General features: G+C 64.5%; 15 protein-coding genes. 6 read left to right on the top strand and 9 right to left on the bottom strand.

Annotation, left to right across the window (positions count from 1 at the left end):
• Window position 1 precedes the first annotated feature (1 nt).
• Window positions 2–697, top strand: a complete 696-nt coding sequence (locus QM797_RS25135; protein WP_283278432.1) for a uracil-DNA glycosylase — start codon at window positions 2–4, stop codon at window positions 695–697.
• On the opposite strand, the gene QM797_RS25130 is transcribed toward QM797_RS25135, so the two are convergent.
• From QM797_RS25130 to typA, 5 genes are all read right to left on the bottom strand, one after another.
• The gene (locus QM797_RS25130; RefSeq protein ID WP_283278430.1) at window positions 624–1,076 is read right to left on the bottom strand and encodes a hypothetical protein; all 453 of its coding nucleotides are present in this window, start codon (window positions 1,074–1,076) and stop codon (window positions 624–626) included. The genes QM797_RS25135 and QM797_RS25130 overlap by 74 nt on opposite strands.
• 66 nt (window positions 1,077–1,142) lie before the next feature.
• On the bottom strand, window positions 1,143–1,301 hold the full coding sequence (locus tag QM797_RS25125) for a hypothetical protein (protein ID WP_008714214.1): 159 nt from the start codon (window positions 1,299–1,301) through the stop codon (window positions 1,143–1,145).
• A 44-nt stretch (window positions 1,302–1,345) separates the two neighbouring features.
• Complete coding sequence (gene mshB / locus QM797_RS25120) at window positions 1,346–2,266, bottom strand: N-acetyl-1-D-myo-inositol-2-amino-2-deoxy-alpha-D-glucopyranoside deacetylase (RefSeq protein ID WP_502942394.1); 921 nt, start codon at window positions 2,264–2,266, stop codon at window positions 1,346–1,348.
• Window positions 2,267–2,316: 50 nt separating this feature from the next.
• Entirely contained in the window at window positions 2,317–4,140 is a 1,824-nt protein-coding gene (locus QM797_RS25115; protein WP_283278453.1) for an ABC transporter family substrate-binding protein, read from the bottom strand.
• 103 nt (window positions 4,141–4,243) lie between these two features.
• The gene (gene typA, locus QM797_RS25110; protein WP_283278429.1) at window positions 4,244–6,181 is read right to left on the bottom strand and encodes a translational GTPase TypA; all 1,938 of its coding nucleotides are present in this window, start codon (window positions 6,179–6,181) and stop codon (window positions 4,244–4,246) included.
• Window positions 6,182–6,356: 175 nt separating this feature from the next.
• Between typA and QM797_RS25105 the strand changes: the two genes are divergently transcribed.
• On the top strand, window positions 6,357–6,533 hold the full coding sequence (locus QM797_RS25105) for a hypothetical protein (protein ID WP_283278428.1): 177 nt from the start codon (window positions 6,357–6,359) through the stop codon (window positions 6,531–6,533).
• On the opposite strand, the gene QM797_RS25100 is transcribed toward QM797_RS25105, so the two are convergent.
• Window positions 6,511–6,924, bottom strand: coding sequence for a (deoxy)nucleoside triphosphate pyrophosphohydrolase (locus tag QM797_RS25100; RefSeq protein WP_283278427.1), 414 nt, complete (start codon window positions 6,922–6,924; stop codon window positions 6,511–6,513). The genes QM797_RS25105 and QM797_RS25100 overlap by 23 nt on opposite strands.
• Window positions 6,925–6,938: 14 nt before the next feature.
• On the opposite strand from QM797_RS25100, the gene QM797_RS25095 reads away from it, so the two are divergent.
• Window positions 6,939–7,220, top strand: coding sequence for a 4a-hydroxytetrahydrobiopterin dehydratase (locus tag QM797_RS25095; RefSeq protein ID WP_283278426.1), 282 nt, complete (start codon window positions 6,939–6,941; stop codon window positions 7,218–7,220).
• Here QM797_RS25095 and QM797_RS25090 read toward each other — a convergent pair.
• On the bottom strand, window positions 7,165–8,382 hold the full coding sequence (locus QM797_RS25090) for a mannosyltransferase (RefSeq protein WP_283278425.1): 1,218 nt from the start codon (window positions 8,380–8,382) through the stop codon (window positions 7,165–7,167). The genes QM797_RS25095 and QM797_RS25090 overlap by 56 nt on opposite strands.
• A 301-nt stretch (window positions 8,383–8,683) precedes the next feature.
• Here QM797_RS25090 and QM797_RS25085 point away from each other — a divergent pair, with 301 nt between their 5' ends.
• Entirely contained in the window at window positions 8,684–9,544 is an 861-nt protein-coding gene (locus QM797_RS25085; protein ID WP_371833955.1) for an Rv1157c family protein, read from the top strand.
• Between the two features lie 159 nt (window positions 9,545–9,703).
• Here the strand turns inward: QM797_RS25085 and QM797_RS25080 are convergent, their stop codons facing one another.
• Window positions 9,704–10,453, bottom strand: a complete 750-nt coding sequence (locus tag QM797_RS25080; protein WP_283278424.1) for a DUF1906 domain-containing protein — start codon at window positions 10,451–10,453, stop codon at window positions 9,704–9,706.
• Window positions 10,454–10,681: 228 nt separating this feature from the next.
• Here QM797_RS25080 and QM797_RS25075 point away from each other — a divergent pair, with 228 nt between their 5' ends.
• Window positions 10,682–11,260, top strand: coding sequence for a TerD family protein (locus tag QM797_RS25075; RefSeq protein ID WP_283278423.1), 579 nt, complete (start codon window positions 10,682–10,684; stop codon window positions 11,258–11,260).
• 133 nt (window positions 11,261–11,393) lie between these two features.
• Window positions 11,394–12,215: a hypothetical protein gene (locus QM797_RS25070; RefSeq protein WP_283278422.1), complete on the top strand. Its 822-nt coding sequence runs from the start codon at window positions 11,394–11,396 to the stop codon at window positions 12,213–12,215.
• A 53-nt stretch (window positions 12,216–12,268) separates the two neighbouring features.
• On the opposite strand, the gene QM797_RS25065 is transcribed toward QM797_RS25070, so the two are convergent.
• Window positions 12,269–13,621: a sialidase family protein gene (locus QM797_RS25065; protein WP_283278421.1), complete on the bottom strand. Its 1,353-nt coding sequence runs from the start codon at window positions 13,619–13,621 to the stop codon at window positions 12,269–12,271.
• Between the last annotated feature and the right edge of the window lie 21 nt (window positions 13,622–13,642).

Raw genomic sequence — 13,642 nt, 5'->3', positions numbered from 1 at the left:
CATGACGCGGCCGCAGAGCATCGAGCAACTCGACATCGCGGTATCGGAATGTCGCGCCTGCCCGCGCCTGGTGCGGTGGCGCGAGCAGGTCGCCGCCGAGAAGCGTGCGGCATTCTCGGACGAAACCTATTGGGGCAAGGCAGTTCCCGGATTCGGACCGGCCGACGCGGCGATGCTGATAGTGGGGCTTGCTCCGGCAGCGCACGGCGCGAACCGCACCGGCCGAATGTTCACCGGCGATCGCAGTGGTGACGTGCTGTACCGAGCCATGCATGCCGTCGGGCTGGCGAGCCAACCCACCGCGACACAGATCGGCGACGGGCTGACGCTCAATGGAGTTCGCATCACGGCCCCGGTGCATTGCGCACCGCCGCAGAACAAGCCGACTCCGGCCGAACGAGACAGGTGCAAACCGTGGTTGGACGACGAATTGCGGTTGCTGCGTCCGACGTTGCGATCGGTGCTCGTTCTCGGTGCCTTCGGCTGGCAGTCCCTGCTTCCGATACTGGCCGCCAACGGATGGGAAATACCCAGGCCTGCACCGAAGTTCGGCCATGGAGTTCGACTCGAGCTGGGATCGATCACTTTGTTCGCCAGCTACCACGTCAGCCAGCGAAACACCTTCACCGGACTGTTGACGCCGACGATGATCGAGGATGTGCTTCGGGATGCGGGTCGGCATGCACGCTTGCTGTGATCGCCTTCATCCGGAACATGAACAGCAGAACACCGGCCGGGCCCGCCCCTGCAATGATGAGCAGCATCGTGCGCCAATCGGCGAGCAGCAGAACATCGTTTCCCGGACCGCCCAGCATGCACAACACCACCGCGACGAACCAACCGATCAGGGGTGACGCCACCCAGATCGACCGCTCGGCAACCTTACGTGCGGCCAGGATCAGCGCGACGTTGGCGATGCCGCCGAGTAGAGCGCTGATGGGGAATTGCACCGAACCGAGGTATGTCGGCAGAAAGAAGACCGACAGAATTCCGGAGAGAAAGCCGTCGAACACCAGTACTGCGACAGTCGCCCAGGACACCAGGGCGACAGTATTGGATGCGGCCTTCGAGATCATGCGCCCAATACTGCCTTGACCCGGATTGTTTCAGTGCATCGCATTCGAAAAACCGGGCATCGGCACTCAGGAAACCGGCGGATAGCCCAGCGAGGTGAGCAAGTTACTCGCGCCCATGGCGATCTGGCCCAGAACGTACTGGTACAGATCTGCCTGTGCGCCGAACTGCGGCTTGAGAGAATCGACGAACGCGACGATGGCGTCCTGCACTACCCAGTTGTACATGTATGTTCCGCCCCTGCTGTGATGAGATCGATCCTGTGGTGAATTCAGTGATGCGAAGCACAGCCTAGTACGCCCGCGAACAAGTCGGTCTCCCTGCCCGTCGCATCGGTACCGAGCTCGCCCCGAACCAGCACGTACTGCTCGTCCAGCAGGATCGGCTGGGCGATGTCGTTGGAGAGTGCGTACTCGCGTCCCGACGGTGCGACGGTGACTTGAGTGGCGTGTGCGCGCAACGCATCGCGCTTGGCGTCGAGCACATCGCGGATGTCGATGCTGGTGGTGATCGTGTTCTCGGGCACGCTGGGTAGCTCACCGTCGACAGGCAGTCGCCACCCGGCCGGAATGTCGTCGATCGCGTCGAGTCCCGACTGCAATTGGTCGTGGCCGGTGACGGTCCAGTAGAACTTCGAGACCTCCCAGGGAGACCCGGCCCGGGGGTAGGAAGCCGTCCCGCAGACCTCGACTGCCTCGGTCACCAACGAGTGCACCTGCTGATGGTCGGGGTGGCCGTAGCCGCCCTCGGGGTCGTATCCGATGACGACCTGCGGCCGAAGCTCACGCATCACCGCCACGAGCGCTCCGAGAGCCTCGTCGCGGTCGGCGTTGACGAATGCGCGCGGCTTGCGGGCAGCGGACGTCCCGGCCATTCCGGAATCCCGCCAGCGGCCGGCTCCGCCGAGAAAGCGCGGCGGGTTGCAGCCCAGAGCCGCGAGGGCACGGTGCAATTCCAGAATCCGATAGCCGCCCAGCTGATCGGCACGATCGACGACCAGGTCGGCCCACGTCTCGCCGATCACCTCACCCTCCTCGCCGAGCGAGCAGGTGAGTACGGTGACGTCGGCCCCGGCACGAACGTAGTGGGCGATGGTGCCGCCGGTGGTGATGGTCTCGTCGTCCGGATGCGCATGCACGAGAAGCAACCGCTGCGGCTCCGTCATCGCCTGCTCCGTCACTGCCTCTGTCATCGATCCTGTGCTCACTTCGTCATTCGTCGCGGTGTCGCCGCGGCGATCGGTCACGAGGGCGTCCGCATCCACTGCGCTGCGTCGGCAAAGATGCCGACCTCGACCGGGCCGGTCAAAGAGACGCCGGTGATGCCGGGAACTGCGGCCACCACCGACGAGTCCTGCATGATCGGCAGCGCCGACGCCAGCGACCACAGCTTGGGCTCGACGTCGTTGGTGGCTACGGACGGATCGAGTCCGTTCAGGAGAGCCCTGTCGATAGTCGGTCCAAGTTCGGGAACGCACAGGCCGGACAGATTTCGCGGGGCCGCCGCGCGGTCGCCGCTGCCTGCGGCGGGCTCCTGGACACAGCCGAACCGTGATGCCAGCACCGTCGCGGGGTCGACTCCCGCGCTGTTCCAGCCCACCACTGCATCGACGCTCCCGTCGGTCAACGCCGTCGAATACAACTCGTCGGCGGGCAGCGGGGTGACGGTCGCATCGACCCCCGCGCTGACGAGCTCGTCCGCGGCCGTCCCCGCGACAGCGAGCGCGATGTCGTCGTTCTCGACGGCACCGATCACGAACCGCAACGCAGTACCGCTCGCGTCGGCAAGACGGGGCACACCCGGAACCGGGGCACTCGTCGTCGCCGGGTCGGCGGTCGGGGCACCACTTGTCGGGGCATCACCTGTCGGGGCATCGGACGTCGGCGCGGTTGCAGTGGTCGGTGCGGTCGCAGTCGGTGTCGATGTGACCACTGCGTCGGGCGTCGGAACGAAGCCCGCGCGTCGCAGCAGATCGAGTGCTGCGGTTCTGCCGATGGGAGCGGGCGACGTCGCGGTGTATCCGGGGTCGGAGGGAGAGAGGAGGTGCGCTGCAGCTCGACGGTCCGTCGCGCCACCGCCCGCTCCGACAGTGGCGAGCAGATTCGGATCGAGCAAACCGAAAATACCTTGGCGCACAATGGAATCCGACATGTTGGGCGCTCGGCCGTTGACCGTCATCGACAGCACCCGGGATTGCCGGATCGTGTCGGTTCGGACGCCGGGAATTGCCGAGAGCTGAGCTCGCAAGGCCGCGTCACCACGAACCTGGGCGATCTGGGCGTCGGCCGATCGCAGAGAATCGGCCAGTTGCGCGGGGGTACCGCCTCGGCGGATGAGGATCTGATCGGGCGATGCGGGCTCGCCCCAGAAGCGGTCGTTGCGCTCGAGCAGAATCTCGTCACGCCCCTGGTCGACGGTCTTGATGTTGAACCGGGATCCGGAGACCGGCACGTTGTCGGTGAGACCACCTTGGAAACCACCGGGCGAGTCTTTGAGCAGGTGTGAGGGCACCAGATCGGTGAACAGTCGCTGCCACGCCGGGTACGGCGATTCGAGAGTGACATCGACCGTCTTGCCGCCGCCCGAGGATGCGATGTCACTGATCAGGGCGTACCCGGCGGAATCGACCACACCGGGTTGAGTGATCATCTGCTGCCACAGGTAGCGGAAGTCCTCGGCGGCGATCGGTGCGCTGTCCGACCACTGCGCCTCGTTGCGTAACTGATAGCGAATGGTGAACGGCGATTGCGAGGTCACCTCTGCCGAGATCATCAGCGACAGGTCGGGCTCCCAGGTGGTCACCCCGGTGTCGGCGTTCCGGTTGGGACGAAACGGGCTGGGTAGCACCAGAGAACTCACCGCGGCCGTTGCGGGCGACTGGTCTGCCAACAAGTGCGGGTTGAATCCGATTCCGACGTCGTCGATGGCGACGACCACCGGATCGCCGGTCTTGGCCGGAACCATCGTCGTACTGACCGGCGTCTCCACGCTCTCGATCGGAGGTGGCGGATCCGCGGTGCACGCAGTGAGTACCAGTGCGATGGCAGAAACCAGAACCGCCGGCATCAGCACGTTGCGCAACGAGGATCTCCTTCGTGGTCGGCTACCGGTACAGGAGAAGCGACGCCCCACGAAAGTGACACGTCGCTTCTCCTGCACGAGATGAGTCTTACAGAGCAGCCTTGTCGCGAGTCTTGCTGCGCGAACGCTCACGGGCGCGCTCGTTGGAATCGAGGTGCACCTTGCGGACGCGGACGACCTCGGGGGTCACCTCGACACACTCGTCGCCTGCACAGAACTCCATGGCCATTTCCAGGTCCAGCTTCTTGGGCTTGGCCAGGGTCTCCATGACGTCAGCGGAGGACTGACGCATGTTGGTCAGCTTCTTCTCGCGGGTGACGTTGATGTCGAGGTCTTCCTGACGCGGGTTGATGCCCACGACCATGCCCTCGTAGGTGTCTGCGCCCGGCTCGACGAAGAACGTGCCGCGATCGGCAAGCTGAATCATCGCGAACGGGGTGACACTGCCGTGACGGTCCGAGACGAGCGAACCGGTGTGGCGGGCGCGGATTTCGCCGGCCCACGGCGCGTAGCCGTGGAAGACGGCGTTGGCGATACCGGTACCGCGAGTGTCCGTGAGGAACTCGGTGCGGAAACCGATCAGTCCACGCGAAGGAACGATGAATTCCATGCGAACCCAGCCTGCGCCGTGGTTCGTCATCTGGACCATCTTGCCCTTGCGTGCGGCGAGCAGCTGAGTGACGGCACCGAGGTACTCCTCCGGTGTGTCGACCATCAGCTCCTCGAAGGGCTCGTGCAGCTTGCCGTCGACCTGCTGGGTGACCACCTGCGGCTTGCCGACGGTGAGCTCGAAGCCCTCACGACGCATCTGCTCGACGAGGATGGCGAGAGCGAGCTCGCCACGACCCTGAACCTCCCAGGCATCGGGGCGACCGATGTCGAGGACCTTGAGCGAGACGTTGCCGATGAGCTCCTGATCCAGACGGCTCTTGACCATGCGCGAGGTGAGCTTGTGGCCGCTGACGCGTCCGACGAGCGGGCTCGTGTTGGTGCCGATCGTCACCGAGATGGCCGGCTGATCGACGGTGATCCGCGGCAGAGCGACCGGGTTTTCCAGATCGGCGAGCGTGTCACCGATCATGATGTCCGGGAAGCCCGCGACAGCGACGATGTCGCCGGCGACACCCTTCTCACCGGGAACGCGCTCGACACCGATGGTGTTGAGCAGCTCGGTGATCTTGGCCTTCTGGACGACGGGCTCGCCGTCGACCTCCCGCATCCAGCTCACTGTCTGGCCCTTGGAGAGCTGGCCGTTGTGGATACGCACCAGGGCGAGGCGGCCGAGGAAGGCCGACGCGTCGAGGTTGGTGACGTGCGCCTGCAGGGGTGCGTCGACGTTGCCCTTGGGAGCGGGGACGTAGCTGAGCAGCACCTCGAACAGCTCGTCGAGGTTCTCGGCATCGGGAGCATTACCGTTCTCGGGCTGCTTGCGCGACGCCTTGCCCTCGCGGCCGGAGGCGTAGAGAACCGGAAGGTCGAGTGCGAGCTCGGCCGCCTCGGACGCTTCGTCGTCGAGGTCGGATGCCAAGTCGAGGAGCAGATCGTGGCTCTCCGAGACGACCTCTTCGATACGCGCGTCGGGACGGTCGGTCTTGTTCACGACCAGGATCACCGGCAGCGAGGCGGCGAGCGCCTTGCGCAGCACGAAACGGGTCTGCGGCAGCGGGCCCTCGGATGCGTCGACGAGAAGGACGACGCCGTCGACCATGGACAGGCCGCGCTCGACCTCTCCGCCGAAGTCGGCGTGGCCGGGGGTGTCGATCACGTTGATGACGGTGATGGTGCCGTCGGCATTGCGCTTGTGAACGGCCGTGTTCTTGGCCAGGATCGTGATGCCTTTTTCTTTTTCGAGGTCACCCGAGTCCATGACGCGGTCGATCGCTTCGGCGCGCTCCTCGAACGCGCCGGACTGCCGAAGCATGGCGTCGACCAGGGTGGTCTTGCCATGGTCGACGTGTGCAACGATGGCGACGTTGCGAAATGTGGTGGTGCTGTCGATGTTGTCTGCACTGCTTGGGGCGCTCACGCGAAAAATTCTCCTGGAGTCGAATGCGGGCTCTTGTTCGCTAGCGGGCTTATGTCGCTAGAGAAGCGCGCTGCACCGCGAGGTTCTCGCGACTGATCGAGTTTACCCGTAGTCCGACCGGGCCCCGCGCCACCCTCAGGTCTGTGACCTGCGCCACCCATTAGTCTTGGTGTTCATGGGCAAGATAAAGGCCGTAGATGTCTCGGGGATGAAGCCCAAGAAAAAATGTTGTCGCAAGAAGGTTCGGTGCATCTCGTGCCCCGTGGTCATCATGCGTATGAAGAAGCTCGAATCGGCGGGCGCAACCAAGAAGGACCTCAAGAAGGGCCTCAAGACCGCCCGGGCGAAGTGAGCAGAATCTCGCGTAATTCGGGCAGCCAGAGGCGGTCGGCATCGACCAGATCCATCGTCGACAACATGGCCGCGTCCACCCACCGCAAAGCCGAATGTTCTAGCGCCGCAGGGGTTCCCGAGACCAGCGTCGCGCGGTAGGTACGCAGCACCAGTCCGCCGGGCAGATCGACATCGCCGCTCAGCGCCGCACCGATGGAGCACTCGACTCCCAATTCCTCGCGAAGCTCACGCGCGAGCGCTGCGTCCTCGGACTCCCCCGGCTCCACCTTGCCGCCGGGCAGTTCCCAGCGGCCGGCCAGCTCCGGCGGACGGGTTCGTTGCGCGAGCAGGAGTCGGCCGTCCTCTATCAACGCGGCTGCGACAACCACAGCGGTAGGGGTACCGGACATGCCACCATCTTTCTATGACCGAACTGCTGACCGAACGCGATATCGAAGACGCCCAGCTCACCGACTGGGCGGTGGTGGATGAATCCCTGACGCGAACCGTCGAACTGGCCTCGTTCCCCGCAGCGATCGAGGCGGTGAACCGCGTGGCCGACGCCGCGGAGGAGGCGGACCATCACCCCGATATCGACATCAGGTGGCGGACGCTCACGTTCACGCTCTCGACGCACTCTGCCGGCGGACTCACGCAGAAGGATGTGGATCTGGCGCGTCGGATCGATGCACTGATCGCGAACTGATGCGTCCGGCATAGACGACCCAGCCGAGGAACAGAGCGGATCCGATCACGTCGACGGCACCGGCCCACGCCTCGAGGCCGGGACGGGGAATGGTCCAGATCGATTCCTGGAAGAAGCTCAGCAACCACGGCACCCCCACCGTGACCGTCACCAGCCAGTATCCCGCGACGAGCTTGGCACCGGCGATATCGCGTAGTGGACCGTGCAGCAGCCAGATCACCATCGGAATCACCCAGATCCAGTGGTGCGACCACGAGATGGGCGACACCAACAGGCCGAGGAGTTGGACGATGACCAAGGTGCCCAGGTAGTCGCGGCGATCGAGTGCTCGCCATGCCGACACAGCAAGGACCGCGGCGCTCACGGCGGCGGCGATCCACAGCGGTCCCTGGCCGACATCCTCGCCCACGATGCGGCTCAGGGCTCCACGCAGTGACTGATTCCAGACCGAGCCGACGGGGCCGATGCGGTCGGCATCGCCGAGCAACGTGGTGAAGTAGGTGGCGGCCTGATGCCCGAGCACCGCATAACTGACCGCGACCGTCAGCGCAAAGGCCAACGCCGAGAACGCTGCGGCCTTCCACTTGCGCGTAGCCAGGAAGTACAGGCCGGTGATGGCCGGGGTCAGCTTGATACCCGCAGCGAAACCGACGAGGCCGCCGGCGATCCACCACCGCGAGCTGCGTACCGCGAGTAGTGCAAGCAGCACCAGGAACACGTTGACCTGGCCGTAGTCGAGTGTCGTTCGTACGGGTTCGGACCACAGCCCCAGCGCGGTCCACAGCATCGCGATGCGCACCCAGCGAGGTTCGGCGGCGCGCTCATCGCCCAGGACCATCGACAGCGCCAGGCGCACCACCGCGAACAACGCGGCCATGGTCGCGGCCTGCCAGAGGACGCCGACCACAGTGAAGGGCAGGTAATGCAGTGGGAAGAACACCAGCGCGGCAAACGGTGGGTACGTGAACGGAAGCGGGAAGTCCGGGGTCTGCACCGAGTAGGTGTAGTCGTACAGATTGTCACCCAGCAGCGCTGCGGAACCCTCGACGTACACGTGCAAATCGACGAGGTTCATGCCGTTCGGCGTCACGAAGGCCCAGACGAAGCGGCTGATCACCGATATCGCCAACAGAACGGGGGCCAGCCGAACGAGTCGGTTCACTGTGCGTGCGGTTCCGTTCGGTATCGGTGCGGTATATCGAGAACGAAGCTTATAGGTCGTCAGAGGCCTTCCCTAACCGCATGGGCGGACGAGTAACATTTGCATCACCTTTAACACTGATAACTCCAGTAACAGGTTATTGTTTGGCCCTGCGGAGAATTCGCAGCGTGGACCACATAGACTGCCCTGGCACAGTTGCGACGGGGGAGGGTTCGACGTCAACAGCTGTACATCGGGGATAGCGCTACATAGAGTGGCCCCTCGAGCACCGGCTGTCGCCGGGGCCCGCGTCATGATCAGAATGGGGAATATCACCGTGCTTCGTACCCGCGGAACGCGTCGCGTAGTTACGGCGTTTGCATTTGCAGCAGCCGCCGCACTCGTCGTGCCGACCAGCGCATCCGCACAGCCTCTGGTGCCCATGGCGCCCGCTGATCTGCCTGCTGCACCGGCCGATCCCGCCGCGTTGATCGCTCAGTTCCTTCCCGCACCCGGTGAGCCCATGCCCAACCTGGCCGACATCGAGGCGCTCGCTTCGTTCGCGCCCGCGATCGTCGGTGCTGCCGCCGGACCCGCCGATGTCGGAGCCGCCCCGGCCGCAGATCTGCTGAGCCAGGCCCGCGCTCTACTCGCAACGGCGCAGCTGCCCGAGCAGGTCAAGTCACTGCTCGAGTCCGTCATCACCTTCCTGGACGGATCCGGCGGCGGCGGTCCGGAACTGCCCGCCAATGGACCTGCCATCGCTCAGTTCCTCTACCCGACGCTCGGCAGGGGGTGCATCTCCGACACCGCCGATTCCGTCGGAACTGCTCTCGCCGTACCAGGTCCGGCCACGTTGCCTCCTCCCGGACCGGCCGCGGGCCAGGCAGGGTTCGTGTTCACTGCGCTCGGCACTGCCCCCATCGCCGCCGAGCAGTCCGCTCCGCTCACCGTCACCTGGCTCAACATCGACAACCGTCGCTCGGGAACACAGGACCTGACCGGCGCATCGAAGATCAACGCCGACGGTCCGGCAACGCTGTCGACAATTGCCGATACCGGTCCCGGACGCGTGTTGTCGGTCGTCTCCGGCTCGATCACCACGCAGTCGAAGGAAGATCCGGCAGCGGCTCCTCGCAGCTGCACCTTCCTGCCCACCATCGGAACGGTCTACGTTCCGTAGTTCCTGCGCGCACGACGCACTTCACCCCCGGCTGTTCCTCGGCCGGGGGTGAAGTTCTTTCGAAGATGTTTCGGATTCGTCGACTTCGAAGATGGTCGAATGCGACAAACACCGGACGTAGTTATCCACTTGTCTGCCGCTGTATTACATCGATGTAATTCAGGTGATATCGGCGGCGGATTTCGACCACTGCCCGTAATCGGCTTCGAGAATATTGTTGATGTCCACTTTGACTCCGCCGACAGAATCCTTGTCGATTCGGATCTGATGAATATGCGCCGCCGGGTGAACGAAGCCCTTCGGTGAACCCCAATTGTGCTGCCAATACCACTGGCCGAGACCGGCTACCGAGGCCAATTCGATGGTGGGCGAATTGGCATAGATGCCGGTGTTCTCGGCCCCGATCACCGACTGCCAACCCAGGATGTACGGCGCAATCAGAGTCGCGAACTCCACCGCGGAGGGATTGTCGTCGATCGACGCGTAGATCGGGCGGTCCGCGGGACCTCCGGCAGCCGTATGGAGCTCGAGGCCGCGCTCGGCATGTTTCACACCCGCTGCGTACCCACCGCGCCAATCCGACGTCTTTCCTTTTCCGAACTGGTAATTCGAGACCACCTCCAGTCCGGCGGCGGTGAGCGAGTCGGCCTCGGACTTACGCATCGGCTTGCCGATCATCCAGTCCGCATCGGGTCGACGATCGGACACGTATCGCACCGCCCCGCGATGACCGGCCTGCTTGATCGCCGAGGCAGACGGCACCCCGCCCGAATAGTCGACGAGAGTTCCCAGTCCGGCGTCCGCATGCGCGGTCGCCGTCCCCAGCGCAACCAGTCCGACGGCGGCAGCGGACCCTGCGGCGGCGTACTTGAACAGTTCACGTCGCGAAACCTGCACAGAAATCTCCATAGTCGTTCGATCGCCGCGGCGCGCCTACGCACAGAACTGCACCACCACTGCTAGCTTGTGATCTTTTGTCGTATCCCACCACAATCCCATCGGCACCGCCAGCCCCACAGCTCACACTCGCCACCCTTCTCCCTGGCATCACATCGGCAACTCGGGCATCCGAACCGCGGGGATGAATAGGGTGGGTGGAACGATGCACAGAAAGAACGCGCGAAGGAGTGGATGGACATGGGCGTAACTCTTGCCAAGGGTGGAAATGTCTCGCTGACGAAGGAAGCACCGAACCTGACCGCTGTCTCCGTCGGACTGGGCTGGGACGTCCGGGCCACCACCGGCGGCGACTTCGATCTCGATGCCAGCGCCATCGGCCTCGGCACCACCAAGAAGGCGCTGAGCGACCTCTACTTCGTCTTCTACAACAACCTCCGCTCCCCCGATGGCGCCATCGAGCACACTGGCGACAACCGCACCGGTGAAGGCGAGGGCGACGACGAGAGCATCGATGTGGACCTGGTTGCACTGACCCCGGAAGTCGACTCCATCGTCTTTCCGGTGTCCATTCACAACGCAGACGCCCTGGGGCAGAACTTCGGTCAGGTCGTCAACGCCTTCATCCGCGTCGTCGACAAGGCCGACGGACGCGAGCTCGCCCGCTTCGACCTGAGCGAGGATGCCTCCACCGAAACCGCCATGGTGTTCGGTGAGCTGTACCGCCGCGGTGCCGAATGGAAATTCCGCGCCATCGGCCAGGGCTACGCATCGGGCCTGGAAGGAATCGTTCGGGACTTCGGCATCGACGTGGGCTGAACTGTTCTTGGACCGTCTCGATCGGACCGTCTCGATTGGACAACGGATTCCGGCAGAACTTGTGACGTCGAGATGATGTGTGGTGGTATCAGCGCAACCGCAACATAAGCCACATCAGTCACAGGAGTCACACATGTCTCGTCGCCTCAGCCGTCTGGCGGGCGCGCTCGCGCTCTCTTGCGCGGCATTGCTCGCAGTCCCCGCTACCGCAGCAGCGGAGCCGGCACCGGTAGATCCGCTGGCCCAGGCAATTGCTGCACTGCAGGGTCAGGGCGGTGCATCTCTCGAGGCCGCGAACGCCATCGCCGACTCGCGCACCCCGGTCGCCGAGGACGCGCGCACCGATCCGTTCGCCGCACTGAACGCAGCCAACAAGGCGTTGACCGACTTCGGCATCACCCCGTTCTTCTACCCCACCGCTGCGATCAACTGCGCAGCAACCGGGGCCTCACCCCTCGGCATCGTCCCGGGCGTCGCAGGCGGAGCAGCAGGCCCGTGGCCTCAGCTGGCCGTGCCGTCGATCCCCACACTCCCGGGTCTGCCGCCGCTGAAGATTCCCGATCTCAACGCCGTCGACAAAGGCGAGACGATGTTCGCGTTCGTACCGGCCGGCATCGTGAACGATTCGGCCGACAAGACCGGCATGCAGGTGGCCTGGTTCAACGTCAACACACTGAAGGGCGGATTTGCCGACTTCGGCGGCCTGGCAACCACTCTCGCTCAGTCGATGCTCGCCAACTCCGGCATTCCGAACGAACTGAAAGGGATGGCCGAGCCCCTCGTCGTCAACGCGATCAACTCGCTTCCCGCTGCCGGTGCCCGCGCCGTCCCCGTCGAGACCGGATCGGGAACCGTCCTGGCCGCGGTGTTCGGCACGGTGAACCACAAGGCGCTCGACGGTACCGCCAAGAGTTGCTTCTTCTTCCCCACCGTCGGTCTGATCAACGTCGCCTGATATCGAAACCGCGAAGGCCCTGCAGCGCATGCGCTGCAGGGCCTTTCGCTTGCTCAGACTCTGACGACTCGGCCCAGCCGTCCGAGTACTGCCTGCATCTCGGTGCGTCTCGAACGCGCCGCCCAGGGGCGCTGCCGGTTTCTGCCCCGCATCTGCATCACGGCTCCCGTGAGGAGGTCACCGTTGGGGGCGAAGTGCACCCGAACGATGTCGTCGAGTGAGCGCCCCAATGCGAAATCCTTCAGCCCACCGCAGAAGCCGTGCGGAAGCAGTGGCGCGTCGGGTTCGTTGTACTTGCCACCGACGAACACCGGGCGGCCGGTGCGAAAGTCACGGCACTGCGCGATGAACCCGTGGAATGCGCGCCCTCGCTCACGCCCGTAATAGGCGATACCCACTCGCCCGGACCCGGTGGCGGTGATAGCGCCGAGGCGGGCATCGCGCACTCCGGGCGCGGAGACAACCACCGGCCTCGACCAGGTCACCGTTCCATCGGAGGACCAGGCGGCATGGAGCACTCCGTCGCGGTCCGGCCACACCACGTAGACGTTTCCCTCGTCGTCGACGGCCGTCGACTCCGGCAGCCGATAGCGCGAACCGAGCAACAGAAAATGCAGTGGGTTGTGGTATCTCGCCAGTGCCGACCCGGGAACCATGCGGACATCCCAGGTCAGACCCTCGTCGTGACTGACTGCCACTGCGAACCGTCGACCGTAACGGCCGCCGATGTAGACCGTTCCATCCGGGCCGACGACGCCCTTGCCGAACGTGACGTACTCACGGCTCGGTAGACCGGGGATGTTCTTCGGATCGATGTCGAATCCGCCGGCCACCTCCCACTTCACGCCGCCGTCGTACGACCGCCAGATCACCTGACGGGTCACGTTGATCAGCGGTCGCACACGCAGCGCGAACGGCGTCGGAGCAGACAGGTATGTCACTCTCCCGCTGCTCGAATTACGTGGTCCAGCAAAGATTTTCGCGTTCATTCTGGCTTTGGACGCTACCTTTCGCATGCGCCAGGTTTCACCTCGGTCATCGCTGACCCCGAGAGTGAATCCCGTCCGAAACAGATGCAGCGGTGCCGCGCCGAATCGGCCGGCATGGAGAAACAGTCGGTCGTCGACATCCTCGAAGTACAGATACGGCCGACGTCCACCGTTCCGCATGCCCTCCGGAACCGAGGCGCGCCATGACTTTCCGAAGTCCGACGACCGCAACACACCGATCCCGTCGACGGTGAAGGCAGGGGCGAGAAAGACGATGCTGTCCGACGCGACCCCGAGGGTGCAAGCCGCCGAACCATACTCGCTGTAGGAAATGTCGGTGACGTAGTCGGCCGAGGCGGCAGCGTTGGTCGAGGAACGCAGACCCGCCCGATAGCCCGAGGCAACTCTGGGCGTCACGACACCGACCGTGCGATCTCA

Origin of the sequence: Rhodococcus sp. IEGM 1381 (assembly GCF_030056795.1) — a bacterium.
Classification (GTDB): domain Bacteria; phylum Actinomycetota; class Actinomycetes; order Mycobacteriales; family Mycobacteriaceae; genus Rhodococcoides.
This window is presented reverse-complemented; position numbering and strand designations above follow the sequence as displayed.